The following is a 26572-nucleotide window of genomic DNA, read 5'->3' as shown; positions in this document are numbered from 1 at the left end:
GCGCTTATCATTGGCCGCTCATTCCAGACTGTTACCACTAAGACACTAGCCGCGCAGCGGTCCCGCCGCCAAGCATGTATGATGCGCGAGCCAAACCTCTAATAAATAAGTAAGACGAGAAACTTTATGACCAAAACCCTCATCATCGCCGAGAAGCCCTCCGTCGCGAATGACATCGCCAAGACGCTGGGCGGCTTCACCAAGCACGATGAGTATTTCGAATCCGACGAATACATCCTCTCGTCCGCCGTCGGCCACCTGCTCGAGATCGCGGTGCCGGAAGAGTACGACGTCAAGCGCGGCAAGTGGAGCTTCCAGCACCTGCCGGTGATTCCGCCATACTTCGCGCTGAACCCGATCGCCAAGACCGAGTCGCGCCTCAAGGTGCTGAACAAGCTGATCAAGCGCAAGGATGTCTCGACCCTGATCAACGCATGCGACGCGGGCCGCGAAGGTGAACTGATCTTCCGCCTGATCGCGCAGAACGCGAAGGCGAAGCAGCCGGTCAAGCGCCTGTGGCTGCAGTCGATGACCCCCACCGCGATCCGCGAAGGCTTCCGCCAGCTGCGCAGCGACGAAGAGATGCGTCCGCTGGCCGACGCCGCGCGCTGCCGCTCGGAAGCGGACTGGCTGATCGGCATCAACGGCACTCGCGCCATGACCGCCTTCAACTCGAAGGAGGGCGGCTTCTACCTGACCACCGTGGGCCGGGTCCAGACCCCGACCCTGTCGATCGTGGTCGAGCGCGAAGAGAAGATCAAGAAGTTCGTCCCGCGCGACTACTGGGAAGTGCGCGCCGAGTTCGTCTGCGCGGCCGGCATCTACGAAGGGCGCTGGCTCGACCAGAAATTCAAGAAGGACGAGAACGATCCGGAAAAGCGCGCCGAGCGCCTGTGGAGCCGCGCCGCCGCCGAATCGATCGTCGCCGCCTGCCGCGGCAAGCAGGGCGTCGTCACCGAGGAATCGAAGCCGACCACCTCGATGGCGCCGGCCCTGTTCGACCTGACCTCGCTGCAGCGCGAGGCCAACGGCCGCTTCGGCTTCTCGGCCAAGAACACCCTCGGCCTGGCCCAGGCCCTGTACGAGAAGCACAAGGTCCTGACCTACCCGCGTACCGATTCGCGCCACCTGCCGGAAGACTACATCGCCACGGTGAAATCGACGATGGAGTCGCTGGCCGAGAACAACAATTACCACCAGTTCGCCAAGCAGATCACCAAGAACGGCTGGGTCAAGCCGAACAAGCGCATCTTCGACAACACCAAGATCTCGGACCACTTCGCGATCATCCCGACCGGTGTCGCGCCGAAGAACCTGTCCGAGCCGGAACAGAAGCTCTACGACCTGGTCACGCGCCGCTTCATGGCCGTGTTCTTCCCGCCGGCCGAGTTCCTGGTCACGACCCGCTTCACCGAAGTCTCGGGCCACCAGTTCAAGACCGAGGGCAAGGTCATGACCAACCCGGGTTGGCTGGCCATCTACGGCAAGGACACGACCGGCGACGACAAGGACGGCGCCACCCTGGTGCCGGTGCAGAAGGGCGAGAAGGTCCTGGCCGACAAGGTGACCCCGAACGGCCTGGTGACCAAGCCGCCCGCACGCTACACCGAAGCGACGCTGCTGTCGGCGATGGAAGGCGCCGGCAAACTGGTCGACTCCGACGAACTGCGCGACGCCATGGCCGGCAAGGGTCTTGGCACCCCGGCCACGCGCGCGGCGATCATCGAAGGCCTGCTCACCGAAAAATACCTGGTGCGCGAAGGGCGCGAGCTGATCCCGACGGCGAAGGCGTCGCAGCTGATGACCTTGCTGCGCGGCCTGGGCGTGAACGAACTGACGGCGCCGGAACTGACCGGCGAATGGGAATACAAGCTGTCGCAGATGGAGAAGGGCAAGATCTCGCGCGACGAGTTCATGCGCGAGATCGCGCAGATGACCCAGATCATCGTCAAGCGCGCCAAGGAATACGACAACGATACGATTCCGGGCGAGTACGCGACCCTGCAGACGCCTTGCCCGAACTGCGGCGGCGTGGTCAAGGAAAACTACCGCCGCTTCGCCTGCACCAAGTGCGACTTCTCGATGAGCAAGACGCCGGGCAGCCGCCAGTTCGAGATCAACGAGGTCGAGGAGCTGCTGAAGAACCGCACCATCGGTCCGCTGCAGGGCTTCCGCTCGAAGATGGGCCGTCCGTTCGCGGCGATCCTGCGCATCGTGCGCGACGAGGACATCAACAACTTCAAGCTGGAGTTCGACTTCGGCCAGGACCAGGCCGAGGGCGAAGAGGGAGAAGGCGTCGACTTCACCGGCCAGACCCCGCTCGGCCCCTGCCCGAAGTGCAACGGCGGCGTCTACGAGATGGGCCTGGCCTATGTGTGCGAACACCAGGTCGCCAAGCCCAAGACCTGTGACTTCCGCAGCGGCCGGATCATCCTGCAGCAGGAAATCCTGCCCGAGCAGATGGCCAAGCTGCTGAACGACGGCAAGACCGACCTGCTGCCGGGCTTCATCTCGCAGCGCACGCGCCGTCCGTTCAAGGCTTTCCTGGTGCGCGGCAAGGACGGCAAGATCAGCTTCGAGTTCGAGGAGCGCAAGGCCAAGCCGGCCGCCAAGGGCAAGGCCGCGGCCAACGACGACTCGGCGGGTGTCGATGGCGAAGCCGTCGAGACCAAGGTCACCAAGAAGCCGGCCGCCAAGGCCGCGGCCAAGACCGTCGCGGCGAAGAAGCCGGCGGCCAAGCGGGTGGCGGCGAAGAAGTGATGGAGTGCGTAGGGTGGGCACTTGTGCCCACGCGGTGATCGGTATCGGTTCCGTTATCGAGCGCGATGATCTTGCCAATATCGATCACCGCGTGGGCGCGGAGCGCCCACCCTACGTCCCTCGCGTTGACGGTAACGAAATGCCGGCAGACATAAAAAAACCGCGATCGGCAGATCGCGGTTTTTTTATGTCCTGTGCTTCAGATATGTGCGGCGGCGAATTATTCCTGCCAGTCCTGCAGCGCGCGGATCGCCGCTTCGCCGTTGCGGATCGCCTTCACGCGGCGCACCACTTCCATGCGCCAGGCTTCGTCGGCGTCCTCGTCGGCGCCATCGACGTCCTTCAGCAGCGTACGCAGCAGCTCGTGCTTTTCGTCGGCGCTCAGCATCTGAATTTTTTCGCGGATTTCGGCGACCATGCTCGACATTGCTCACCCTCACTAATAGTTTTAGCCGATGATATATCGAGTCTTACCGATTGTCGACTGGAACCATGTTATCTGTGGGTTTCTTGTCTATCAGCTTGTAATCGGGGTTGATGCCGGCGCGTGCCGGTAGCGCATCGACCACGAAGGTGACAACCTGCGCGCGCCCGCGCACCAGGCGCCGCTCGCGCGCCAGCGGCCTGCCGTCGCTGTCGTCGACGCCGAACTCGATGCTGTCGGCCAGCGCCAGCTCCTGCTCCGCGGGCCCGCCCGCGCGCACCTTGGCCGCGCTGGCGCGCAGCGTCACTTCGTACTTGCCGTCCGGTCGGCGCCGCGCGCTGGCGCTGTCGGCCCGGTTCTCGTACAGCACGATGGCCTCGAACAGGTCGTGCACCAGGTAGGCCTTGTCGGGCGGCGCCACCGTGCGCAGCGCCTCGACCAGCGCGGCGGCATCCGGAGCCGTGTCCTGGCCGCCGTGACGGCGCAGGAAGTCGCGCAGCACCGCGTTGACGCGCTCCTCGCCCAGCTGGTCCTGCAGCAGGTAGAGCGCCAGGCCCCCCTTGCGCTGCGCCAGCCAGGCTTCGTCGCCCGTCCGCAGCAGCGGCAGTTCGCGGCCGGTCGCGGTGGCGCGGCCCATCAGGTAGGCGTGCAGGTCCTGGCGCAGGTAGCGCCGCATCGCGGTCGATCCCAGGCTGCGGCGCACGGTCATCAGCGCCGTGTATTCGGCCAGGCCGTCGGCTAGCAGGGCGCCGCCGGGCTTGTTCGAGGCGGCCAGCTGCTGGCCCCACCACTGGCGCGCGGTGCTGTAGGCGCCGGTGTAGAACGGGTAATCGATCTCGCTGCGCGAGTTCGGCTCGACGCGCGCGATGAAGGCCTCGGTCTCGGGCAGGCCGGCCATGCCGGGGAAGGACTGCGCCGCGCCCGCGCCGCGCGGCGTCTCGACCAGGCGCAGGTCGTGCAGGCCGTAGGGACCGAAAGCACGGCTGCCGTAGGCGAGGGCGGCGGCGGCGCCGCGCACCAGGCGGTCGACGTTGTCCTCGTGGCCGGGCCGGTAGAAGGCGTCGATGGCGACGTCCTGCCAGCGCTCGTGGCGCACGGCGTAGCGCGCCGAGGCGATCGCGTAGCGGTCGAGGATGGGCTGCTCGGCGCGGTAGCGGAAGTGGCGGCGTTCCTGCGCGATCCACTCGCGTTCGAGCGCGCCCGGCGCGACAGCGATCTGGTCCACGCTGGTCGTGACCAGCGCCTCGAAGCGGATGCGGGCGGACTCGGTGCCGGCGGCGTCCGTGCGCCGGTCCCGCGCGCGCGGCGCCAGGCCGTGGCGGCGGCGGTCGCGTTCGTCGCGCAGCTCGACCGCCTCCTGGTAGCCGATGCGCGGCAGGGCCTCGTTGGTGAACCAGCTGCCGTTGGCCGCGACCGGGGTGTCGGTGCCCAGGCCGAGCAGGCCGCCCGGCGCCGCGCTCAACTGGAAGTCGAAGGCGATGCGCGCGCCAGGCGCGAGCGGCGTGGCCAGGCGGAAGCGGTAGAAGCCGCGCGCGCGGTCGGCCGTCACCAGGCGCGCCGGCTGCGACAGGCGCGCCGCCAGGTCGAAGCCGGGCTGCTGGTAGACGATCAGGTCGCTGACCGGCGCGCCGCCGCGGTTCTCCAGCTGGTACTTGCCCTCGACGGCCAGCAGGCGCGCCTGCGGATACAGGTCGGCCCGCAGATTCACCGCGGCCAGGCGCGGCTGGGGCAGGTCCTGGAAGCGCCGGTAACGCAGTTCGTACTCGGCGCGCAGGGCTTCGGCGCTGCGCGTCATGCGGTAGTTGCCGGCCACGTCCAGCTCGTACCAGAGCAGGGCGCCGCTGGCGCCGAACAGCAGCAGGCCGGCGCCGAAGGCCGCCAGCACGCGCGGCGTCAGGTTCTGGCGCGCCAGGCGCAGGCGGCTGGACCATTCCCCGTTGACGCCGCGCGGCCACAGCACCACTGTCGCGGCCAGCAGCATCAGCGCGAAGCCGCCGCCGTAGGCTTGCAGCGCGCGCTCGCGCAGCAGCAGGTGGCCGTAGCCGTTCATGGTCGACCAGGGCAGCTCGGGCAGCGCGGTGAACAGCAGCAGCGGGTGGTCCAGGCCCAGGCCCTGGCAGGCGATCATGGCCACGTACAGCACCACGAGCACCGCATAGCCGAGGACCTTGCGCCCGCACAGCGCCTGCACCGCCACCGCCAGCACCGCCAGCAGCGCGTACTGCGGCAGCAGGACGGTGAACAGGGTGCGCAGGTAGAGGCCGGTCTCGAGCGCGAAGTAGCCACGCAGCAGCTGGTTCAGCATCGCGGTCAGCATCGTCAGCGCCAGCAACAGCGCCTGCATGCCGACCAGCGCCAGGACTTTCGAGACCGGCGCCAGCCAGCCGGGCAGGGGCAGGGCGTCGAACAGCTGCGCGGTGCGGGCGTCGCGCTCGCGCCAGACCAGCTGCGCCGCGTAGAAGGTGGTGATGACCAGGATGAACAGCGAATTGGTGTCGCGGATCAGTTCCAGCATCTGCCAGGTGACGGGATAGGTACTCGCGCCGTGCAGCATGCCGAGGTCGAAGCTGCCCAGCACCAGCATGCCCATGCCGGCCAGGGCGATCAGGACGAAGGGAAGCGTCGCGACCGACTGGCGCCACTGCAGCCAGGTCTGCTTCGCCAGCAGCAGGCCGAGGCTGCGGCGCGCGAAGTCCGGGCGTTCGCGCGTGTTGACCGCCGCCTGCGTCAGCTGCGGCGCGGGCTCGGGCATGGCGCGCGGCTCGCCGCCGCGCACTTCCGCCAGGGCGCTCAGTTGCAGGCGCCAGTAGCCGAGCAGGAGCACGACCAGGCCGAAGCCGCACCAGATCAGGCGGTTCGCCAGGTAGACGCCTTCCAGCGTCACGTGGCGCGCGTTGCGCTCGGCGATCGGCCAGTATTCGGTGAGCGTGATCAGCGCGGTGGTGGCGAAGGGATCGATCAGGGCGGCCGCGGTCTTGTAGTCGAAGTCGCGTGCCAGCGAGGGCGCCACCGTGTAACCGACCAGCAGCACGATGCCGGCCACGTACACCGGCAGCATGCGCCGGGTGAGCGCCGCCAGCACGAAGAAGATCGCGCCGAAGATGAACAGGTTGGGCAGCAGCGTGAACAGCCAGGGCAGCAGGTAGGCGCCGAAGCTGCCTCCGCCCAGGCGGTCGGGGTCGATGCCGGGCACCAGGGTGCCGAGCCAGGCGCCGAGCAGGATGCCGGCGAAGATCAGGGCCAGCACGACCCAGGCGCCGAGGAAGCGCCCGAACACGTAGGCGTATTTCCGGATCGGCGCGCTGAAGAAGAAATGGTGCATCTCGTGCTCGAAGTCCTGCTGCACCGCGCGCCCCATCACCGCAGCCATCACGATCACGCCCAGGCAGCCGAGGAAGGCCGTGGTGAGCGCCACCTGGCGCGGGGCGTCGATCAGCACGCGCGAGCCGAAGGCGACCACCGCGTCCTTGAACACGCCGCCGGCCGCCGCCGTCCACAGCAGGGCCAGGGCGACGAACAGGCCGAAATAGACCCAGGTCGCCAGCTGGCGCAGGCGCTGGCGTATCTCGAAGCGGGCGATCGCGAACAGCGCGGCCATGGATCAGCAGTTCCCCGTCGCGCTGTCGTGGCGGCCGGCGATGGTGGCGAAATAGACGTCTTCCAGGCTGGCGTGGGCCGGCTCGAAGCCCATGCCGGGGTCGCGCTCGTCATACACGTGGATCAGGGTGCGGCCGGCGCGCAGGCGGGTCGAGATCACGCTGTGCTGCTTCTGGAACAGCGGCAGGTCCTGCTTGTCGACGAAGCGCGCCCAGATGCGCTCCTCGATCTCCTCGATCAGGCGCGCCGGCTCGCCGCACAGCAGCACGTGGCCCTTGTGGATGATCGCCATGTTCGAGCACAGGTCGGCCACGTCGGACACGATGTGGGTCGACAGCAGCACCGTCTTGTCGGCGCCGATGTCCGACAGCAGGTTGTGGAAACGCACCCGCTCCTGCGGATCGAGGCCGGCGGTGGGCTCGTCGACGATGATCAGTTGCGGGTCGCCGATCAGCGCCTGGGCCACGCCGAAACGCTGGCGCATGCCGCCCGAGAAGGTGCCCAGCTTCTGGTGGCGCACCTCGAACAGGTTGGTTTGCTGCAGCAGGCCGTCGACGACCTCGCGCCGGCGCTGCCGGTTCGCCAGGCCCTTCAGCTGGGCGAAGTGGTCGAGCAGTTCGTAGGCGGTGACCTTCGGGTAGACGCCGAAGTCCTGGGGCAGGTAGCCGAGCATGCGGCGCACCTCGTCCTTTTCGTCGAGCACGTCGATGTCGTCGAGGAAGACCGAGCCGCTGTCGCATTCCTGCAGCGTGGCGAGGATGCGCATCAGGGTCGACTTGCCGGCGCCGTTCGGCCCCAGCAGGCCGAACATGCCTTGCGGAATGTTCAGCGTGACCTTGTCCAGGGCCACCACGCCGTTGGCGTAGGTCTTGGACAGATTGCGGATGCGTAATTCCATGCGGACTCCAGGGTGGGCTTTGCATGGCGTTCATTTTTATTTCCGCCAAGCCTTTTTGACGCCTGCATTGTAGTCAATTACGGCCGAGTCGGGCGTGCCGATGCGACGCACGGCGCGCTGGGTGGGCTAGAGTGCAAAAAGGCGGGGGCAGGGCGCGCGGCAAGGGCGGCCGCGGCGGGCATATAATGGCGTTTTCCCGCGAATAAATCGAATACTATGTTAGCGAACCGTTTTATCAGTCCCCTCGACCAGCTGATCGTCGGCTTCGACAAGGCGCTGCGCGTGGTCGGCGGCGTGGCGTCGGCCTCGCGTCCGAACCCGGCGGCGCACGCCGTCGACTGCGAACTCGACGAGCGCGAACAGCGCCACAGCGCTGGCCTGATGCGCGTGAACCACGTCGGCGAAGTCTGCGCCCAGGCGCTGTACGACTCGCAGGCGCGTTACGCGCAATCGCCGGCGATGCGCATGCAGTTCGAGCAGGCAGGGCGCGAAGAGGAAGACCACCTGGCCTGGACCGCGCAGCGCCTGTCGGAGCTGGGCTCGCAGCCGAGCGTACTGAATCCGCTGTGGTATGCCGGCGCCTACGCGATGGGCACGGTGGCGGCCAAGCTGGGCGACGCCAACAGCCTCGGCTTCGTCGTCGAGACCGAGCGCCAGGTCGAGGCCCACCTGAACAGCCACCTCGACATGCTGCCGCCGCAGGACGCCAAGTCGCGCGCCATCGTCGACCAGATGCGCGTCGACGAGATCGCCCACGGCGCCGCGGCCCAGAACCTCGGCGCGGCCGAGATGCCGGTGCCGGTCAAGCTGGCGATGAAGGCGTTTGCGAAGGTGATGACGACCACCGCATATTACGTGTAATCGTCAGCAGGCGGTTTTCGTAGGGTGGGCACTCGTGCCCACGCGGTACGGCCGTTGCAAATGTTGCGGCATCCGTGAGATCCGCGTAGTACGCAATTCATCGGGCTTGGTCGGCAGGATTACACTCTCGGGTGTTCACGAGTACGACCGCGTGGGCTCAAGAGCCCACCCTACAAGGTCAACGGCGCAGCGCGTTATTTCAAGCCGCTTCGACGATCTCGAACGAATGCGTGATCTCGGCCGTCTTGGCCAGCATGATCGAGGCCGAGCAGTACTTCTCGTGCGACAGTTTCACCGCGCGCTCGACCGCGGCCGGCTTCAGGTTGCGCCCGCTGACGACGAAGTGGAAGTTGATCTTGGTGAACACCTTCGGGTCGGTGTCGGCGCGTTCGGCCTGCAGGGTGACGTCGCAGCCCTGGACGTCCTCGCGGCTGCGCTTGAGGATCAGGACCACGTCGAACGCGGTGCAGCCGCCGGTGCCGGCCAGGACCAGTTCCATCGGCCGCGCCGCCGTGTTGTGGCCGCCGGCTTCCGGCGCGCCGTCCATCGCCACGGTGTGGCCCGAGCCGGTCTCGGCGCGAAAACTCATGCCCGACGGGCCGTTCCAGCTGACTTTGACTTCCATGTGCGTATCTCCGCTGTTTATGCTGACCACATTGTAAGACAGCCCGCCGCGGCATGCCGGGGCGGGCTGTTTTCATTGCGCCATCGCCAACGGTCTTACACCGACAGCACGTAACGCTCGCTCTTCATGCGCCAGCTGGCGAAGGCCACGGCGATCGCCGCCGCCAGCGCCGAGGACAGGAAGGTCATCGCCACCGGCCACAGGCCGATCTCGCCGCCCTTGGCCATCTCGCGCAGCAGTGTCTGGTTCGACAGCATCGGCACCATGTACATCCAGTCGGCCGTCTTCAGTTCCATCATCGAGATGACGACCCCGGGCACCAGCGGCACCAGCATCGCGATGCTCAGCACGCTCTGCGCTTCCTTGAACGATTTCGCGTTCATCGCCAGCGCGATCTGCAGGCCGGCCGCGAACAGGCACAGCGGGATCGAGGCGAAGCACACCAGCGCCAGGTGGCCCCAGGTCAGGGCCCAGGACATGCCGATTTCTTCCAGCGGCATCCAGGACAGGATGGCATGCGCCAGCGCCAGTTCCAGCGTGACGCCGGCAATGGCCAGCACGCCGGCGGTGAGCCACTTGCCGGTCACCAGTTCCCAGGCGCGCGCCGGTTGCGCCATCAGCACCTCCATCGAACGCCGTTCGCGCTCGCCGGCGGTGATGTCGACCGCGGTCGACATCCCGCAGATGAAGGCGGGCAGGAACAGGATGCCGAGGATGCTGCCGATGAAGCCGGCCGAGCGCGAGGCGTTGGTGCCGGTGTCGAAGCGCTGCACCTGGATCGGCGCCAGCGTCGCCGGCGACACGCCGTGCGCCAGCAGGCGCGCGCCGGCGACGTTGGCGCCATACGCCTCGAGTACTTCCTCGACCTCGCGCCGCTGCGTGTAGTTTTCGTCGGCCGAGTCGAACCACAGCTCGACCCGCGCCGGGCGCATCGCGGCGTAGTTCTCGGTGAACTTCTCGGACAGGCGCAGCACCACCGGATACTTCTCCGAGCGCAGCAGCTCGCCGATCGCCTCTTCGTCGAGCGGCTTGGTATCGACGACGGTGACGTTGCGCTGCTTGAGCTGGGCCATCAGGGTCGGCGCCATGTTGGCGCCGATCACGGCGACCTTGACGCCGTCGCGCTCCGGCTTGGTGGCGCGGTCGATCGTCTTGTGCAGCAGGAAGCCCAGCATCAGCGGGTACATGAAGGTGAACAGCGCGAGCAGGCCCAGGGTGCGCTTGTCGCGCAGGGTCTCGCGCATCTCCTTGATCAGGACAACCAGGAACTTTGGCTTTAGATTCGTCGGCTTGACATTCGTCGGCTTCATGCGGCGATTCCTTCCTCGGTGCCGACCAGGCTGACGAAGGCGTCTTCCAGGCTGGCGATGCCGGTGCGCCGGCACAGTTCTTCGGGCGAGCCCTGGGCCACGGTATGGCCCTTGGCGATGACGATCACGTCGTCGCACAGGTGGGTCACTTCCTGCATCACGTGGGTGGCCATGATCACGCAGCAGCCATCCTTGCGCAGCGCGGTGAGCGCGTGGCGCAGCGCGCGCGTGGCCATCACGTCCAGCCCGCGGCTCGGTTCGTCGAGCAGCAGGTGGCGCGGCCGGTGCAGCAGGGTGCGCGCCAGCGCCACCTTGATGCGCTGGCCTTGCGAAAAGCCCTTGGCGCGGCGTTCGAGGATGTCGTCCATCGCCAGCAGTTCGGAGACTTCGTCGATGCGCTCGCGCAGGGCGGTGCCGCCCATGCCGTTCAGCTCGCCGAAATAGGCCAGGTACTCGCGCGTGGACAGGCGCTCGTAGAGCCCGAACTGGTCGGTCAGGAAGCCGATGTTGCGGCGCACCGCCAGCGGGTCTTGTTGCGGATCGACGCCGTCGATCGCGATGCTGCCGTGGTCGCGCTCGAGCAGGCCGATCAGGGTGCGCAGCAGGGTGGTCTTGCCGGCGCCGTTGGGCCCGAGGAGGGCGGTGATCTGGCCGTCGCGCGCCGAAAAGCTCACGCCGCCGAGCGCCTGCACCTCGCCGAACTGTTTGCGTACGTCTTGTACTTCGATCATGGAGAACTCGATTCAGGGTTGCGGCCCGGCGCTGCCGAGCTGGAAGGTCGGGGCCGGAATCTCGGCCAGGCAGCTGGCGTCGAGCTTCGAGGTGGGCTTGTCGAGGAATTCGCGCAGCAGGCGCGGCGCGCAGCCGAGCTGCGAGACGCCGTGGCCGGCGTTCTCCACCACCAGGTGGCGCGCGTTGCTCATGAACTCGGCGGCACGTTCCGCACGTCGCGGCGGCGTGACCGGGTCGAGCGCCCCCGACAGCAGCAGGGCCGGCGCGGCGATCCTGCTCGGCGCCGCGTAGGGAACGGCCGGAACCTTCATGTCCTTGCACAGGTGCGGAATGCGTTCGGCCATCGGACGCGTGAGCAGGGCATTGTCTTCCTCGATCAGTTCCGGCGTCATGCGCGGCACGTCCTCGGCGCAGACCACGGCCAGGTGCAGCAGCATCGCGCTCGAGCCGTCGCTGGCGAAATCGCCGGCGATGTTGTGGCGCGCGACGAAGGGCTCCCAGCGACCGTTGTAGGCGCTGTGCAGCAGGAAGGGCAGGCGGCGCGCGTCGGCCGGCGAATACAGGATGTTGTGGACCGTGCCGAGGAAGCGCTGGCCGGTCATGGTGAAGGTGACCGGCGCCGCGGTGCGCGGGTCGGCGATCGAGAGCTTGATGCCGGCTTCGGTGCGTTTCACCAGTGCGTCGAATTCGGCGCGCAGGTTCGGATACGCCTTGTTGCAGGCGGCATCCCTGGCGCATTGGGCGAACAGCTTGTCGAGCGCGGCGTTGCCGTCGCGCCCGCCCGCGGGAATCACCTGGTCGGGCGCGGCGACGCCGTCCAGCACCAGCGTGCGCACGCTGTCGGGGAAGGCGCGCGCATAGGCCTGGCCGAGGCGGGTGCCGTAGGAGCCGCCCCAGACGTTGACCTTGCCGTAGCCGAGCGCCTTGCGCACCTGTTCCAGGTCGCGCGCGGCTGCAAGCGTGGTGTAGGCGCCGAAGGGGGCGCGGCTCTTTGCGATGCAGGCGCGGACCTCGGCCTCGAGCTCGGCGTCGCTCATGGTCTCGTGTTCGGGACGGCTTTCGCAATCGAGCTTGCCGGACAGGCCGGTCCCGCGCTGGTCGATGAAGACGATGTCGCGGGTGGCGCGCACGCGCTTGAAGGCGGCCGAGAGCAGGGGCAGCACTTCGCTGCCGGCCTGGCCGGGGCCGCCGGCCAGCACGAACAACGGATCGTTGCGCGCAGCCTCGCGGAAGGCCGGCGCCACCGTCACGTGGATCCTGGTGCCGGGGCCGTCCGGCTTGGCGTAATCGAGCGGGACGGGAATTGCCGCGCAACGCAGCGTATCCTCGGTGCCGGGCAGGTGGCAGTTGCGCGTGGCCGCTTTCGCGGCGGCCGGCGCGGCCTGGGTCGCGCTGGACAGGAGCAGCGCACACAGGGGTAGCAGGATGGATCGCACTTTCAGTTTGGATCGAATCTTCACTTCAGCTCCTCAGACAATTGATCCATACTAATTTGGCATCAATTCGACGGTCAACCCAAAAGTTTCATTTAAGAACACTTTTGCATGCATACATCCTCGTCGAGTCTAGTTGTCATGAGGAATATGAGCTTGCGCAAGCTCACCATGGTGGTGCCTTGATGGGCATGGATGCGACAGCGAAACAAGGCCGCCTTGACGCTGCCGTATAAAGCACGGTATGATCGTCGGCTTTCCATTTGCTCTGGAAAAGACAATAAGGCAGAGTCCGCAGTAACCCTTGCGGAACCACCATTTGAGCAATTTACCTATTAGGAAGTCAACATGAAAACTTTTTCCGCTAAGGGCCATGAAGTCCAGCGCGACTGGTTTGTGATTGACGCGACGGACTTGGTCCTCGGACGTGTTGCCAGCGAAGTGGCACTCCGACTGCGCGGCAAACACAAGCCGGAATTCACTCCGCACGTCGATACCGGTGACTACATCGTCGTCATCAACGCAGGCAAGCTGCGCGTGACCGGCACCAAGGCCACCGCCAAGACCTACTACCGTCACTCGGGCTACCCGGGCGGTATCTACGAAACCAACTTCCTGAAAATGCAACAGCGCTTCCCGGGCCGTGCCCTGGAAAAGGCTGTCAAAGGCATGCTGCCGAAGGGCCCGCTGGGCTATGCAATGATCAAGAAGCTGAAAGTGTACGCGGAAGGCACCCACCCGCACGCAGCACAGCAACCCCAAGCACTGACCCTCTAAGGAACTGACATGATCGGTAACTACAACTACGGCACTGGCCGTCGCAAGAGTGCAGTCGCTCGCGTGTTCATCAAAGCTGGCACCGGCCAGATCATCGTGAACGGCAAGCCGGCCGCCGAATACTTCTCGCGCGAAACCGGCCTGATGGTCATCCGTCAGCCGCTGGAACTGACCGGCAACGTCGAGCGTTTCGACATCAAGGTCAACGTGCACGGCGGTGGTGAATCGGGCCAGGCAGGCGCGGTTCGTCACGGCATCACCCGCGCACTGATCGACTACGACGCAGGCCTGAAGGGCGACCTGGCACGTGCCGGTTTCGTCACCCGTGACGCCCGTGAAGTCGAGCGTAAGAAAGTCGGCCTGCGTAAAGCACGTCGCGCCAAGCAGTTCTCGAAGCGTTAATCGCTTCGCAGCCTTCTGGCTGTACTGCTGGACAAGAAGCCGCCTTCGGGCGGCTTTTTTATTTTCGACACTTTTTTGAAGCAGGGCGCTTGACTCTGCCACCGGTGTCAGCCTTCAGCATGTCGATATCGCGCCGTTTCAAGGGCGCCCACATCAGGAGATCGACATGACAATGAAGAATTCGCTTACCGCCATCGCCGCCGCCAGCCTGCTGGCGCTGAACCTCGCCCACGGCGCATCCGCCGCCGAGCCCGCATCCGTTCCCGTTTCCTACGCCGTCGCGGTCCAGGACAATCCGCTCGGCGCCAACGCCGCCTGCGGCATGGGCGAACCGGACAGCGCCAGCCGCGCGCCGGAGACCCTGGTGCGCGCCCTGTACGAGGTCGTGACCGGCGCGGCGGGGGCGAAGAAGGACTGGGCGCGCATGGCGAACCTGTTCGCGCCGGGCGCCATCGTCACCACCACCACGCACCGCGGCGGCGCCTTCCTGGCCGACCCGCAGACGCCCGCCCAGTTCGCCGCGCTGAACGAGCGCCTGCTGGGCCAGCGCAATTTCTACGAGCGCGAGGTGGCGCAACGGATCGAGTCCTTCGGCCACATCGCCCACGCCTGGAGCACCTACGAGACGCGCGACCAGCCCGACGGCCCGGTGCGCGTTCGTGGCGTCAACGCCCTGCAATTGCTGAACGATGGCCAGCGCTGGTGCATCCTGTCGCTCACCTGGGATGCCGAGACGGCCGCGCATCCGATCCCGGCCGCGCTCGGTGCCAAATAAGGGTCAGGAGCGCGCCGCCTCGGCCGGGCCGCCCAGGCGGCGCTGTTCCTCGAGGAAGGCGAGGCGCTCGGCGGCGCTGGTGCGGATCGCCTGCAGGGCCGCGATGCGCTCGTCGAGCTCGCCGAGCTTGCTGCCGTAGAGCGCGATCACGTCGGCGCACACTTCGCGCAGGCTGGGCTGCGGCGTCAGCATCGACACCACCGGCCGGATCTCCTCGACCGTGAAGCCGTTGCGCAGCAGGATGCGGATGCGCTGCACGAATTCGACGGCGGCCGGCTCGAAATAGCGGTAACCGTTGTCGCGGCGCCGCGCCAGCAGCAGGCCGCACTGCTCGTAATGGCGCAGCGAGCGCACGCTGGCGCCGGTCTGGCGCGACAGTTCGCCGATGCTCAGCATGTGCGCTGTCCCCTTGCGGCCGGGGCCGCGCGCATTGTTTTATTGTCCATACGAAAATTATACGCAGTCGGCATCGACGGCAACAGGGGCCAGGCGGCCGCGAGCGTTCGCCAGCGCACGGCCGGGCCTCCTTGCGGCTGCTAGCCTGCATAGTCGGCAATTCGCAGGAGAACCACGTGTCCACGAAAAAAATCAGTCTTGGACTACAGGGCGGCGGCGCCCTTGGCGCCTTCGGCTGGGGCGTGCTCGATCGCCTGCTGGCCGACGAGCGCATCGAAATCGCCGCGATCAGCGGCACCAGCGCCGGTTCGGTAAACGCGGCGGCGCTGGCGGACGGCTATGCCTTGGGTGGCGGGCGCGAGGGCGCGCGCGCGGCCCTGCTGCGCTTCTGGCAGGGCTTGAGCGCGGCTTCGCTGTTCAGTCCGGTCAAGCGCACGCCGCTCGACTACGCCAGCGGCGACTGGACCCTGCGCAATTCTCCCGGCTACCAGCTGATGCAGCTGGTCGGCGGCGTGCTGGCGCCGCCCAGTTCGCCGATGAGCATGAACCCGATGTTGCCGCTGCTGGCGGGACTCATCGACTTCGAGCGCGTGCGCCAGTGCCGCGAGATCGCGCTGTTCGTGCCGGTCACCAACGTGCGCACCGGGCGCGGCCGCATCTTCAGCCGCGCGCAGCTGGACGCGCGCGCGATCGCCGCCTCGGCCTGCCTGCCGCACGTGTTCGCGCCGGTCGTCATCGATGGCGAAGCCTATTGGGACGGCAGTTTCGTCGGCAACCCATCGCTCTCGCCGCTGGTCGACCTGGGGGCGCGCGACATCGTGATCGTCCAGAACAACCCGGTTGCGCGCGGCGGCCTGCCGATGAGCCTGAGCGACATCCACGGCCGCGCCAGCGAGATCGCCTTCAACATCGGCTTCGTGCGCGAGGTCAGCGCGATCCAGCACCTGGGCGCCCTGGTCGATGCCGAAGAGAGCGACGCCGTGCGCCCGGCCGCGGTGCGCCTGCACATGATCAGCGGGAACGACGAACTGCAGCGGCTCGACCTGTCGACCAAATACAATACCGAGTGGGCCTTCCTGCTGCACCTGCGCGACCTCGGGATCGCGACGGCGCAGCGCTGGCTCGACGCGCACTTCGACCAGATCGGCGTGCGTTCCACGCTCGATCCGGTGCCGGTGTACGAGCCGGAACGGATGACGGATGCCGCCGCCTGAACCAGCGCGGCAAGGCGCCCGCCGTGCAAAATTTGCCATTTTGGCCGCGGATGCAAACAGTATTTGCACGGCCGAGTACGGCGCCATATCCGGCACCCCGGGTCACGCGCTGTTAAAATTGCAGCCTCGTCCCACGCAGGGCTATTTATTTTTCTGAAGGAAAGAACATGATCAAAGTTGGCATCGTTGGCGGAACCGGATACACGGGCGTGGAATTGCTGCGGCTGCTGGCCGCGCATCCGGGCGTGGAGCTGACCGCGATCACCTCCCGCAAGGAAGACGGCCTGCCGGTGGCCGACATGTTCCCCTCGCTGCGCGGCCGCGTGAACCTGGCGTTCTCGGCGCCGGACAAGGCCGACCTGACCCAGTGCGACGTGGTGTTCTTCGCCACCCCGCACGGCGTGGCCATGGCCCAGGCGCCGGCCCTGCTGGCGGCCGGCGTGAAGGTGATCGACCTGGCGGCGGACTTCCGCCTGAAGGACCGCGCCGCCTTCGAAAAATGGTACAAGATGGAACACACGGCGCCCGAGCTGATCGAGGAAGCCGTGTACGGCCTGCCGGAACTGAACCGCGAGGACATCAAGGGGGCGCGCCTGATCGCCAATCCGGGCTGCTACCCGACCACCATGCAGCTGGGCTTCGTGCCGCTCTTGAAGGCCGGCCTGATCGATGCCTCGAACCTGATCGCCGATAGCAAGTCGGGCGTCTCCGGCGCCGGCCGCAAGGCCGAGATCGGCACCCTGTTCTCGGAAGCGAGCGACAACTTCAAGGCCTATGGCGTGGCCGGCCACCGCCACACGCCGGAAACCTCGGCCCAGCTGCAGCGCTTCACCGACCAGAAAGTCGGCCTGATCTTCACCCCGCACCTGGTGCCGATGATCCGCGGCATGCATTCGACCCTGTACGCGCGCCTGACGAAAGAGATCGACGACGCCGCCCTGCAGGCCCTGTTCGAGGCCGAATACAAGGATTCGCCGTTCGTCGACGTGATGCCGTTCGGCTCGCACCCGGAAACGCGCTCGACCCGCGGCTCGAACATGCTGCGCCTGGCAGTGCACCGTCCGGACGGCGGCAACACCGTCGTGATCCTGGTGGTGCAGGACAACCTGGTGAAGGGCGCCTCCGGCCAGGCCGTGCAGTGCATGAACCTGATGTTTGGCTTCGAGGAAACGACGGGCCTCCAACAGATCGCCCTGCTGCCGTAATAAAGGGGCTACCCCAGTCGGGCGATTCCTACAGGCATTGCCCGACCAGAGCTAGATCAAGGTGGTAACTGTTGAGGACGGTAAATTGATTGGTGCACTGATCGCGCACTGATCAGCTTATAAGTCGCAATGTCCATCTATCTACAGGGGTGCCACCATGTTCGGTCGCAACGCGAAAAGCGAAATTGACAGCCTGATCGGCATAGCCGCCCGGATCGAAGGCGACCTGTGTTTCAGCGGCGGCCTGCGCATCGACGGCGAGGTGCACGGCAACGTGATCGCCAGCGAGGGGCCGGACAGCGTCCTGATCGTTTCCGAGCATGCCCGCATCGAGGGCGAGGTGCGCTGCGCCAGCCTGGTGGTGAACGGCTACATCGCCGGTTCGGTCTATTCGACCGAACTGCTTGAATTGCAGCCGAAAGGCCGCATACATGGGGATGTCCATTACAAGCTGCTCGAAATGCATGGCGGCGCCCTGGTCACCGGCAAGCTGACGCACCAGCCGGCGGGCGAGCCGGTTTTCCATCTGGCGGAAGCGGAGAGGGCCGAAGCATGACCGGCGCGAACCGTCTATAATGGCATAAATCCGAATCCAATCAGGAGTTTATCCCATGACTGCAGTGGCCGAAGTGCAAGACTTTGACACCATCCCGACCCCGATCGTCTTCACCGACAGCGCCGCTGAAAAAGTGGCCCAGCTGATCGAAGAAGAGGGCAATCCCGACCTGAAACTGCGCGTCTTCGTGCAGGGCGGCGGCTGCTCGGGCTTCCAGTACGGCTTTACCTTCGACGAAATCGTCAACGACGACGACACCACGATGGAAAAGAACGGCGTTCAATTGCTGATCGACTCGATGAGCTACCAGTACCTGGTCGGCGCGGAAATCGACTACAAGGACGACCTCGAAGGCGCCCAGTTCGTCATCAAGAACCCGAACGCGACCAGCACCTGCGGCTGCGGTTCGTCGTTCTCGGCGTAAAGCACGCTTACAGCCCGGCTTGCCGGGCGCCGCTTCCAGATCCGGGCATTGCCCGGATTTGTTTTTTTGGGGCGCCGCGTTATCTGATCCGGCGCTGCCCGAACTTCTGTTATTCGTACCGTGGTTTTGTAGGGTGGGCACTTGTGCCCACGCGGTCTCACGGCATGCGTCAACACGGCGTCGCGTGGTCGACTAGCGTCTGCACTCTGAGGAAATAAGGCCGCAGGGAGCTCGTATTGTGAGACCGCGTGGGCTCGAGAGCCCACCCTACGAAAACCACGTTTACGCCGGATACAGCGCCCCCAAAATGCGCGGCCCCTTCGCCCCCGTCACCGCCGGCATGTTCCCCGGCGCGCGCTCCATGAAGCGATACCCCAGCCAGGCAAAGGCCAGCGCCTCGACCCGGTTCGGCGCTACGCCCAGCGCCGCCGTCGATTCCACCGCCACCTGTTCGCCAAGCGCGCCGGCCAGCATGCGCAGCAGCGTGCCGTTGTAGGCGCCGCCGCCGCATACGTAGACCGCATCGACCTCGGCGCTTTCCTGATGGATCGCGTCGGCGATCGTGCGCGCGGTCAGTTGCGTCAGCGTGGCCTGGACGTCGGCCGGCGCCAGGCCCGGGAAGCGCGCCAGCTGCGCGTCCAGCCAGGCCATGTGGAACAGGTCGCGTCCCGTGCTCTTCGGCGCCGGCTGGTGGAAATAGGGTTCCTCCAGCAACGCCGCCAGCAAGGCGGCATCCACTTGTCCGCTGGCGCCCCAGGCGCCGTCGGCGTCGTATTCCTTGCCCTGGTGGCGACCGATCCAGCCGTCGAGGAGGACATTGCCCGGCCCGGTGTCGAAGCCGGTCACGCGTCCGTCCGCATGCAGCACGCTGATGTTGCCGATGCCGCCGATGTTGACCACCACGCGCGCCGTGCCTGGCTTGCCGAAGGCCGCCGCATGGAAGGCCGGCACCAGGGGCGCCCCCTGGCCGCCGGCGGCGATGTCGCGGCTGCGGAAGTCGGCGACGACGTCGATCCCGGTCAGTTCGGCCAGCAGGGCAGGGTTGTTGGTCTGGCGCGTGAAGCCGAGTTCGGGGCGATGGCGGATCGTCTGGCCGTGCACCGCCAAGGCCGCCACCGGCCCGGGCGCATGCGGCAGCAGCGCCTGCACGCAGGCCGCATAACACTGCGCCAGGCCGTTCGCGGCCAGGGCTTCGCGCTCGATCTCGTTCTCGACCGCGGCTTGCAGCGCCATCAGTTCGGCGCGCAGGGCCGGAGGGAAGGGAACGAAGCTGGCTTCGAGGGTGCGGATGGCGCCGCCGTCGAAGTCGGCCAGCACGCCGTCGACGCCGTCCATGCTGGTGCCCGACATCAGGCCGATATACAGGGTAGAAGTGGTCATAATCATTTGCCCATCATAAAGCAAGGGGAGCCCGATCAACCTCAATGCGTCGAACCGGACCTGTTTTGCCGCGGCGCTCTATTCGCTCGCGACGGTTCTAGGACTCCCTGTGTTGGAAGCACACGTAAAAACGCCTTCCGTGCATCTGCATGCAGGGAAGGCGTTCCAGTACAGCGTATTGCGACGCTTAGCGTGCAGCCATGGCGTTGCCGCCTGGGGTCAGCAGCGAGAAGCGGTGGTTCATCTCGGCGGCGGCCATCTTAAAGCGGGTCATTTCGGCGGCCGTCAGCGGCGCCTGGGTCAGGCCCTTCAGCGTTGCCGGGTCGCGCGCGACATTCGCCACGCGGAATTCGTAGTGCAGGTGGGCGCCGGTCGACCAGCCGGTCGAGCCGACGTAGCCGATGACGTCGCCCTGGCTGACCTTGGCGCCCTTACGCACGCCGTTGCCGATGCGGCTCATGTGGGCGTAGGCGGTGCTGTAGTTGTTCCAGTGCTTGAGCACGACCATGTTGCCGTAGCCGCTGTTCACGCCGGCGAAATCGACGGTGCCATCGCCCGCGGCGCGGATCGGGGTGCCGGTCGGGGCGGCGTAGTCGATGCCCTTGTGCGCTTTCCACTTGCCCGAGATCGGGTGGATGCGGTTCGAGAAGCCCGAGGAGACGCGCGAGAAGGCCAGCGGCGACTTGAGGAAGGCTTTTTTCAGCGACTTGCCGTCCAGGCTGTAGTAGCCGCCCTGGCGGGTGACCGGGTCTTCGAACCAGACGGCCTGGTAGCTGACGCCGCGGTTGATGAACTCGCCGGCCAGGATGCGGCCGGTCTTGACCATTTCGCCGTCCAGCCAGAAGGTTTCGTAGACGACGTTGAAACGGTCGCCGCGCTTCAGGTCGGAGCGGAAGTCGATGTTGGTCGAGAACATCTGGATGATTTCGCCGACCACGGAATCGGGGATCGAGCCGCCGTCGACGTTGGCGTCGGTGGCCGAGTAGAGCGAGGTGGTGATCTCGCGCGAACGCATCTCGACGCGGCGCTCGAGCTTGGCCGGGGCCTCGCTGGCGACGAAGCCGTCACCCTTGCGGGCGATCGTCAGGACGACCGGGGTGCTGTTCTTGTCGGTGATGGTGGCGCGCAGGGAGAGCAGCAGGCCGTTCTCGTCGGTCTCGGCTTGCAGGCGCTTGCCGTTTTTCAGGGAGATCAGGCGGCGGGCCAGCTTGTCGGAGCGGATGAACTTTTGTGCTTGCGCATCATCCACACCCATGCGGCTCAGGGTGGAGCCGATCGAGTCGCCCGAGCGGATGCGCTCTTCGTGGATGAATTGCTGCTCGTCCTGTTGCAGGGCGGCGATCTGGTCGGCCAGGTTCGGCAGCGCGAGGTTTTCGGCGACCGACTTGACCGGCACGTCGGCGGGGTCGGGGGCGATCGGGGCCACCGCGACTGCGCCGAATGCGCACAGTGCCAGGGCCAGCGCGCCGGCGCCGACGATGCGGGTCTTGCGACTCGCATCCTTCAGGCTTAACCAGCGTTTGCCAGTGATTTTATGTATAGGGTTCATGCAATCAGTTAAAATTTGCCGCTTGAACTTCCACGCCATTTTTCTTGTTGTTTTGAAAAGTTTTCTCAAGGCAAGATTGATGGGATCGAGCATTATACCAAACTCCTTGCTCCTACAACCGTTTTAGCACTTTTCCTACAAGAATTTTATGACTTCCCCCGCGTCTTCAGGTAATAGCAATTTAGCAACCGCCACCGCTTTGCCGCTGTCGGACAAGGTGCAGGAGGCGCTTGCGATCGCGAAGCGCGGCGTCGACGAACTGCTGATCGAAAGCGAATTTGCACAGAAGCTGGCCCGTTCCGAGCAGAGCGGCGTACCGCTGCGCATCAAGCTCGGCGCCGACCCGACCGCTCCCGACCTCCACCTCGGCCATACCGTGGTGCTCAACAAGCTGCGCCAACTGCAGGACCTCGGCCACAAGGTCATCTTCCTGATCGGCGATTTCACCTCGATGATTGGCGACCCGTCGGGCCGCAACGCCACCCGCCCGCCGCTCACCCGCGAGCAGATCGAGGAAAATGCCCAGACCTATTTCCGCCAGGTCGCCCTGATCCTCGATGCCGAACGCACCGAGATGCGCTACAACTCCGAGTGGTGCGACCCGCTGGGCGCGCGCGGCATGATCCAGCTGGCCTCGCGCTACACCGTGGCGCGCATGATGGAACGCGACGACTTCACCAAGCGCTACAAGAGTGGGACTCCGATCGCTATTCATGAGTTCCTGTATCCGTTGATGCAAGGCTACGATTCGGTCGCTTTGAAAGCAGATCTTGAGCTAGGTGGAACGGATCAGAAATTCAACCTGCTGGTGGGCCGCGAGTTGCAGAAAGACTACGGCCAGGAGCCGCAGTGCATCCTCACCATGCCATTGCTCGAAGGCCTGGACGGCGTCGACAAGATGTCGAAGTCGAAGAACAACTACATCGGCATCACCGAGGCGCCGAACACCATGTTCGGCAAGCTGATGAGTATTTCCGACACCATGATGTGGCGGTACTACGACCTGCTGTCGTTCCGCTCGATCGAGGACATCGCCGCCGTGAAGGCCGCCACCGAAGGCGGCGCCAACCCGCGCGACGCCAAGGTCGCGCTGGCCAAGGAAATCGTGACCCGCTTCCACTCGGCCCAGGCGGCCGACGACGCGCTGGCCGACTTCGTCAACCGCTCGAAGGGCGGCATCCCGGACGACGTGCCGGAAGTGGCTGTCAGCGGCGCGCCGCTCGGCGTGGCCCAGCTGCTGAAGGCGGCCGGCCTGTGCGCCTCGACCTCGGAAGCGATGCGCATGATCGACCAGGGCGGCGTGCGCATCGACGGCGGCGTGGTCAGCGACAAGGGCCTGCAGGTGGAGGCCGGCACGTTCGTCATGCAGGTGGGCAAGCGCAAGTTCGCGCGCGTGACCTTCTCGGCATGATCGGCCTGCTGCAACGCGTCAGCCAGGCCAGCGTGGTCGTCGACGGCGCCACCGTCGGCGCGATCGAGACGGGCCTGATGGTGCTGGTCTGCGCCGAGAAGGGCGACACCGAGCGCGAGGCCGACGCTTTACTCGCCAAGCTGCTCGGCTACCGCGTCTTTTCCGACGAGGCCGGCAAGATGAACCGCAGCGTCACCGACATCGGCGGCGCGCTGCTGCTGGTGCCGCAGTTCACGCTGGCCGCCGATACCCGCTCCGGCACCCGGCCCTCGTTCTCGCCGGCCGCCAACCCCGACGACGGACGCCGCCTGTTCGATTATTTCGTGCGCCGGGCATGCGAGCGGCATGGCAAAGTTGAAACCGGACAATTTGGCGCCGACATGAAAGTGGCGCTGATCAACGACGGGCCGGTGACGATCTGGCTGCGCGTTGATCCGGTCGACGTCAAGCGCTGAAACCCGCACCGCATCGACGCGGTCAATACAAGGAGGCCCTGGGAGTGAGCAAAATGAAAATCTGGAGCGATTCGTTTACCGAGGGCGAGCCGATCCCGCCCGAATGCGCGTTCGCGGTCATCGACCCGGCCACCCACGTGCGCCTGTCGAACAACCGCAATCCCCACCTCGCCTGGGACGACGTGCCTGCCGGCACCCAGTCGCTGGTGCTGCTGTGCCACGACGGCGACGCGCCGACCGATGGCACCGACGTCAACAAGGAAGGCCGGGCCGTTCCCGACAGCCTGAAACGCGCCGACTTCTACCACTGGACCCTGATCGACATTCCGCCCAGCCTGAAGGAACTGGCCGAAGGCCGCTTTTCCGACATGGTCACGCCGGGCGGCAAGTCCGGTCCGGAGCTGCCTTTCCTCATCAAGAACGGCACCGAGCACCAGCTGCGCCAGGGCGTCAACGACTACACCGGCTGGTTCGCGCAGGACCCCGACATGGCCGGCGAGTACTACGGCTACGACGGTCCCTGCCCGCCGTGGAACGACGAACGCGTCCACACCTACGTGTTTACCATCTACGCGCTCGACATCGCCCGCCTGCCGCTGGAAGGGCGCTTCACCGGCCAGGAAGCGCGCCTGGCCATGCGCGGGCACATCCTCGACGAAGCCCAGATCTTCGGCGTCTATTCGCTCAATCCGGCGATCGCACCGACGCTGTCCAAGTAATCCCCGCGCCCGTGCCCTGGCACGGGCGCTTTTCATTTCCTAATGCAAAACGACACCACGACCCGGATCGTCCTGATCCGCCATGGCGAAACCGCCTGGAACGCCGAACGCCGCCTGCAGGGCCACCTCGACATCGACCTGAATACCACCGGCGTACGCCAGGCGCGCGCCCTCGCCGCCGCCCTGGCGCACGAACGCTTCGACGTGCTCGTCTCGAGCGACCTGGCGCGCGCCGCCCAGACCGCGAAAGCCGTCGCCGAGGTGCAGGACCTGCCTCTCTATATAGATGGGCGCCTGCGCGAGCGCTGCTACGGCGGCTTCGAGGGCTTGCTGTATGCCGAGATCGCCGACCGCTATCCCCAGGAGTTTGCCGCCTGGCAGGGCCGCGACGTCGATGCGCCCTTGCCGCCGGGCGAGAATTGCGCCGAGACCTTCCGCCAGTTCTACGACCGCGTGGTCCCGGCCATCCTTGGCTGGGCCGAGGACAATCCCGGCAAGTCGCTGGCCCTGGTCGCCCATGGCGGCGTGCTCGAATGCGCCTACCGCGCCGCCCTTGGTCTCCCGCTCGACACCCCGCGCGACTTCAAGGTGCACAACGCCAGCATCAACCGGTTTATCGTGCAGGACGGCAAGCTGCAGCTGGAGAGCTGGGGCGAGGTGGCGCATTTGCAGGCAGCGGTGCTGGACGACGTCGGCTAACAGGACACGACCAGTCAGTCGCAGGCGGCGAGCCCCGAAGCTGCCATTCGGATGCCGGTTTGCGGATATCTGGCATCGCGGGTCTATTTCCCGACGTGCAATCACTAGGCGACTACGCTTGATTCATTCCTTATCAAGCGTTTCTTGCAAAAAGTGGAGTTCAGGATCCAGCTTCAGTCCATCTGGATCCTCGGCAATCTGCGAATATTCAGATATTTCTCGTGGTGGTTTCGGTGGTGGTGCCGGCCCCAGACCTGCAAACGCAGCCACCAACAGCACGCCAAGCCAGCGATATCGCTCTTTCCAAGGCCTCGGCTGCGGAATCGTGCTCGAGGAAGGCTCTGTTTTTTCGTCATCCACGTGGAGGATCACTTTCGTTTGCGTGCTGTCGTGTATCGGATGGCTAGCCGCTCACGGGCAAACAAGCCCATATGACACGCACGCTGGTCCGACCCTTGATTGTCATGAATGAATTTGTCCTTATGGCAACGCATCTGGCGGTTTTCTCAGCCATTTCAAGGGCGGCGCAGATTCGCCCAGTCGAGGCGACCGAAGTAGTGCTTCCTACGCTCACACCACCAGAATCTTGCTCATCTGTTTGGTCTTACTGCAAAGCCTGCCCGCGGCTCGCCGCGGCTAACCAATTTTTTTCCCTCTGTCCACACCCAATTGTCCCGTTCGCTACAATCCGGCAAAAATTTTGCCGATAATTTGAGCAGCGCTTGGGGTAAAATAGCAGGTTCCCGAGAATTCTTCTTCTATTCCCTCTGTGCAAATCGGTCCTTACCAACTTCGCAATAATGTCTTCGTCGCGCCCATGGCGGGTGTGACCGACCGTCCGTTCCGCCAGCTGTGCAAGCAGCTCGGGGCCGGCTATGCGGTGTCGGAAATGGCGGCGTCCAACCCGCGCCTGTGGGCCAGCGAAAAGACCAGCCGCCGTACCGACCACGCGGGCGAGATGGAGCCGAAGGCGGTGCAGATCGCCGGCGCCGATCCCCAGGACCTGGCCGATTGCGCGCGTCACAACGTCGAGCGCGGCGCCCAGATCATCGACATCAACATGGGTTGCCCGGTGAAAAAGGTGTGCAACAGCTGGTGCGGTTCGGCCCTCCTGCAGCACGAGGACCTCGTCGAGCGCATCCTGAATGCGGTGGTGGAAGCGGTCGACGTACCGGTGACCCTGAAGTTCCGCACGGGCTGGGACCGCCAGAACAAGAATGCCCTGCGCATCGCGCGCATGGCCGAGCAGGCCGGCATCCAGATGCTGACCCTGCATGGCCGCACCCGCGCCGACGGCTACAAGGGCGACGCCGAGTACGACACCATCCGCGCGGTGAAGGCGGAAGTGAAGATCCCGGTGGTCGCGAATGGCGACATCACCAGCCCGGAAAAGGCGAAATTCGTGCTCGACTACACGGGCGCGGACGCGGTCATGATCGGCCGCGCGGCCCAGGGCCGGCCCTGGATCTGCCGCGAGATCGATCACTACCTGCGCACCGGCGAACTGCTGCCGCCGCCGATGGTGGACGAGGTGAGGGCGCTGATGAACGAACACCTGCCGGCCCACTATGCCTTCTACGGCGAGTACGTCGGCGTGCGCACGGCGCGCAAGCACATCGGCTGGTACGTCGAGGATTTGCCTGGCGGCGAAGAGTTCCGCCAGCACATGAACCGCTTGGAGTCCACGGCCGAGCAATTGGCCGCCGTGGATAATTTTTTCCAAGCACAACTGCAGTATGGCGAACGGTTACAATACCGGCCCGCGTTGGCCCCAGAGCCAATCGCAGCATAAAGAGAGTGCCTGTCAAAACCCCCATGGCGGCGTTGCATTCGTCTCGCCGTACTAGCGTACTGTCTTCGACGATGCGCCTTGCCCTGGGGGCTTTGCCAAGCACTCTACAGTAGCAAAACAAGAAGAACGATGGGGACGCCGCCGGTTACCGCCGGCGGAGCAAAACACTAACCAGGAT

25 protein-coding genes are annotated in these 26572 nt (G+C 65.7%); 14 read left to right on the top strand and 11 right to left on the bottom strand.

The window, feature by feature from the left end; all coding sequences use genetic code 11:
- Positions 1 to 126 precede the first annotated feature (126 nt).
- A complete protein-coding gene (locus RT688_RS08350) occupies positions 127 to 2760 on the top strand; it encodes a DNA topoisomerase III (protein WP_313704384.1) in 2634 nt (877 codons plus the stop codon).
- A gap of 220 nt (positions 2761 to 2980) precedes the next feature.
- Here RT688_RS08350 and RT688_RS08345 read toward each other — a convergent pair whose 3' ends face one another.
- The 3 genes from RT688_RS08345 to RT688_RS08335 are packed head-to-tail and all read right to left on the bottom strand — an operon-like array spanning position 2981 to position 7679.
- Positions 2981 to 3178, bottom strand: a complete 198-nt coding sequence (locus RT688_RS08345; RefSeq protein WP_313704383.1) for an addiction module protein — start codon at positions 3176 to 3178, stop codon at positions 2981 to 2983.
- 52 nt (positions 3179 to 3230) lie between these two features.
- On the bottom strand, positions 3231 to 6782 hold the full coding sequence (locus RT688_RS08340) for an ABC transporter permease (RefSeq protein ID WP_313704382.1): 3552 nt from the start codon (positions 6780 to 6782) through the stop codon (positions 3231 to 3233).
- Positions 6783 to 6785: 3 nt separating this feature from the next.
- Positions 6786 to 7679 (bottom strand): ABC transporter ATP-binding protein, encoded by an 894-nt coding sequence (locus RT688_RS08335; RefSeq protein ID WP_313704381.1) that lies wholly within the window; start codon positions 7677 to 7679, stop codon positions 6786 to 6788.
- A gap of 216 nt (positions 7680 to 7895) precedes the next feature.
- On the opposite strand from RT688_RS08335, the gene coq7 reads away from it, so the two are divergent.
- Positions 7896 to 8540 carry a 2-polyprenyl-3-methyl-6-methoxy-1,4-benzoquinone monooxygenase gene (gene coq7 / locus RT688_RS08330; RefSeq protein ID WP_313704380.1) on the top strand — a complete coding sequence of 215 codons (645 nt, stop codon included), beginning with the start codon at positions 7896 to 7898 and terminating at the stop codon, positions 8538 to 8540.
- Between the two features lie 199 nt (positions 8541 to 8739).
- Here the strand turns inward: coq7 and RT688_RS08325 are convergent, their stop codons facing one another.
- The 4 genes from RT688_RS08325 to RT688_RS08310 all read right to left on the bottom strand — a co-directional run bounded on the left by RT688_RS08325 (position 8740) and on the right by RT688_RS08310 (position 12667).
- Positions 8740 to 9165, bottom strand: coding sequence for an OsmC family protein (locus RT688_RS08325; RefSeq protein ID WP_313704379.1), 426 nt, complete (start codon positions 9163 to 9165; stop codon positions 8740 to 8742).
- Positions 9166 to 9260: 95 nt separating this feature from the next.
- The gene (locus RT688_RS08320; protein WP_313704377.1) at positions 9261 to 10475 is read right to left on the bottom strand and encodes an ABC transporter permease; all 1215 of its coding nucleotides are present in this window, start codon (positions 10473 to 10475) and stop codon (positions 9261 to 9263) included.
- Positions 10472 to 11206 (bottom strand): ATP-binding cassette domain-containing protein, encoded by a 735-nt coding sequence (locus tag RT688_RS08315; protein ID WP_313704376.1) that lies wholly within the window; start codon positions 11204 to 11206, stop codon positions 10472 to 10474. The genes RT688_RS08320 and RT688_RS08315 overlap by 4 nt, the downstream gene beginning before the upstream one ends.
- Before the next feature lie 12 nt (positions 11207 to 11218).
- The gene (locus RT688_RS08310) at positions 11219 to 12667 is read right to left on the bottom strand and encodes an alpha/beta fold hydrolase (protein WP_313704375.1); all 1449 of its coding nucleotides are present in this window, start codon (positions 12665 to 12667) and stop codon (positions 11219 to 11221) included.
- 321 nt (positions 12668 to 12988) lie between these two features.
- Here RT688_RS08310 and rplM point away from each other — a divergent pair, with 321 nt between their 5' ends.
- From rplM to RT688_RS08295, 3 genes are all read left to right on the top strand, one after another.
- Positions 12989 to 13417, top strand: coding sequence for a 50S ribosomal protein L13 (rplM, locus tag RT688_RS08305; protein WP_290424888.1), 429 nt, complete (start codon positions 12989 to 12991; stop codon positions 13415 to 13417).
- A 9-nt stretch (positions 13418 to 13426) separates the two neighbouring features.
- Positions 13427 to 13819: a 30S ribosomal protein S9 gene (gene rpsI, locus RT688_RS08300; RefSeq protein ID WP_028102305.1), complete on the top strand. Its 393-nt coding sequence runs from the start codon at positions 13427 to 13429 to the stop codon at positions 13817 to 13819.
- A 166-nt stretch (positions 13820 to 13985) separates the two neighbouring features.
- Positions 13986 to 14594 carry a hypothetical protein gene (locus RT688_RS08295; RefSeq protein ID WP_313704374.1) on the top strand — a complete coding sequence of 203 codons (609 nt, stop codon included), beginning with the start codon at positions 13986 to 13988 and terminating at the stop codon, positions 14592 to 14594.
- Between the two features lie 3 nt (positions 14595 to 14597).
- Here the strand turns inward: RT688_RS08295 and RT688_RS08290 are convergent, their stop codons facing one another.
- Entirely contained in the window at positions 14598 to 14990 is a 393-nt protein-coding gene (locus RT688_RS08290) for a MerR family transcriptional regulator (RefSeq protein ID WP_313704373.1), read from the bottom strand.
- A 176-nt stretch (positions 14991 to 15166) separates the two neighbouring features.
- Between RT688_RS08290 and RT688_RS08285 the strand changes: the two genes are divergently transcribed.
- The 4 genes from RT688_RS08285 to erpA all read left to right on the top strand — a co-directional run bounded on the left by RT688_RS08285 (position 15167) and on the right by erpA (position 18389).
- On the top strand, positions 15167 to 16204 hold the full coding sequence (locus RT688_RS08285; RefSeq protein WP_313704372.1) for a patatin-like phospholipase family protein: 1038 nt from the start codon (positions 15167 to 15169) through the stop codon (positions 16202 to 16204).
- A gap of 167 nt (positions 16205 to 16371) precedes the next feature.
- Positions 16372 to 17409, top strand: coding sequence for an N-acetyl-gamma-glutamyl-phosphate reductase (gene argC, locus RT688_RS08280; protein ID WP_313704371.1), 1038 nt, complete (start codon positions 16372 to 16374; stop codon positions 17407 to 17409).
- 157 nt (positions 17410 to 17566) lie between these two features.
- Positions 17567 to 17965, top strand: a complete 399-nt coding sequence (locus tag RT688_RS08275) for a polymer-forming cytoskeletal protein (protein WP_313704370.1) — start codon at positions 17567 to 17569, stop codon at positions 17963 to 17965.
- 55 nt (positions 17966 to 18020) lie between these two features.
- Positions 18021 to 18389 (top strand): iron-sulfur cluster insertion protein ErpA, encoded by a 369-nt coding sequence (erpA, locus tag RT688_RS08270; protein ID WP_313704369.1) that lies wholly within the window; start codon positions 18021 to 18023, stop codon positions 18387 to 18389.
- 282 nt (positions 18390 to 18671) lie between these two features.
- Here the strand turns inward: erpA and RT688_RS08265 are convergent, their stop codons facing one another.
- The gene (locus tag RT688_RS08265) at positions 18672 to 19769 is read right to left on the bottom strand and encodes an anhydro-N-acetylmuramic acid kinase (protein WP_313704368.1); all 1098 of its coding nucleotides are present in this window, start codon (positions 19767 to 19769) and stop codon (positions 18672 to 18674) included.
- Positions 19770 to 19956: 187 nt separating this feature from the next.
- Positions 19957 to 21318, bottom strand: a complete 1362-nt coding sequence (locus tag RT688_RS08260) for a peptidoglycan DD-metalloendopeptidase family protein (RefSeq protein WP_313704367.1) — start codon at positions 21316 to 21318, stop codon at positions 19957 to 19959.
- Positions 21319 to 21466: 148 nt separating this feature from the next.
- On the opposite strand from RT688_RS08260, the gene tyrS reads away from it, so the two are divergent.
- Genes tyrS through RT688_RS08240 form a run of 4 tightly spaced genes read left to right on the top strand, consistent with a single transcriptional unit; the run spans position 21467 to position 24602 of the window.
- Positions 21467 to 22729: a tyrosine--tRNA ligase gene (gene tyrS / locus RT688_RS08255; protein WP_313704366.1), complete on the top strand. Its 1263-nt coding sequence runs from the start codon at positions 21467 to 21469 to the stop codon at positions 22727 to 22729.
- Positions 22726 to 23184, top strand: a complete 459-nt coding sequence (gene dtd, locus RT688_RS08250; protein ID WP_313704365.1) for a D-aminoacyl-tRNA deacylase — start codon at positions 22726 to 22728, stop codon at positions 23182 to 23184. Before tyrS ends, dtd begins: the two co-directional genes overlap by 4 nt.
- 53 nt (positions 23185 to 23237) lie before the next feature.
- Positions 23238 to 23903: a YbhB/YbcL family Raf kinase inhibitor-like protein gene (locus RT688_RS08245; RefSeq protein WP_313704449.1), complete on the top strand. Its 666-nt coding sequence runs from the start codon at positions 23238 to 23240 to the stop codon at positions 23901 to 23903.
- A 42-nt stretch (positions 23904 to 23945) separates the two neighbouring features.
- Complete coding sequence (locus RT688_RS08240) at positions 23946 to 24602, top strand: histidine phosphatase family protein (protein ID WP_313704364.1); 657 nt, start codon at positions 23946 to 23948, stop codon at positions 24600 to 24602.
- Between the two features lie 123 nt (positions 24603 to 24725).
- Here the strand turns inward: RT688_RS08240 and RT688_RS08235 are convergent, their stop codons facing one another.
- Positions 24726 to 24962 (bottom strand): hypothetical protein, encoded by a 237-nt coding sequence (locus tag RT688_RS08235; protein ID WP_313704363.1) that lies wholly within the window; start codon positions 24960 to 24962, stop codon positions 24726 to 24728.
- A gap of 409 nt (positions 24963 to 25371) precedes the next feature.
- Between RT688_RS08235 and dusB the strand changes: the two genes are divergently transcribed.
- Entirely contained in the window at positions 25372 to 26394 is a 1023-nt protein-coding gene (dusB, locus tag RT688_RS08230; RefSeq protein WP_313704362.1) for a tRNA dihydrouridine synthase DusB, read from the top strand.
- The last annotated feature ends 178 nt before the right edge of the window (positions 26395 to 26572 follow it).

Source organism: Massilia sp. (assembly GCF_032106685.1).
In the GTDB taxonomy this organism is placed as follows: domain Bacteria; phylum Pseudomonadota; class Gammaproteobacteria; order Burkholderiales; family Burkholderiaceae_D; genus Telluria.
The sequence above is the reverse complement of the archived record's forward strand: the minus strand, read 5'-3'. Positions and strand labels throughout refer to the sequence as shown.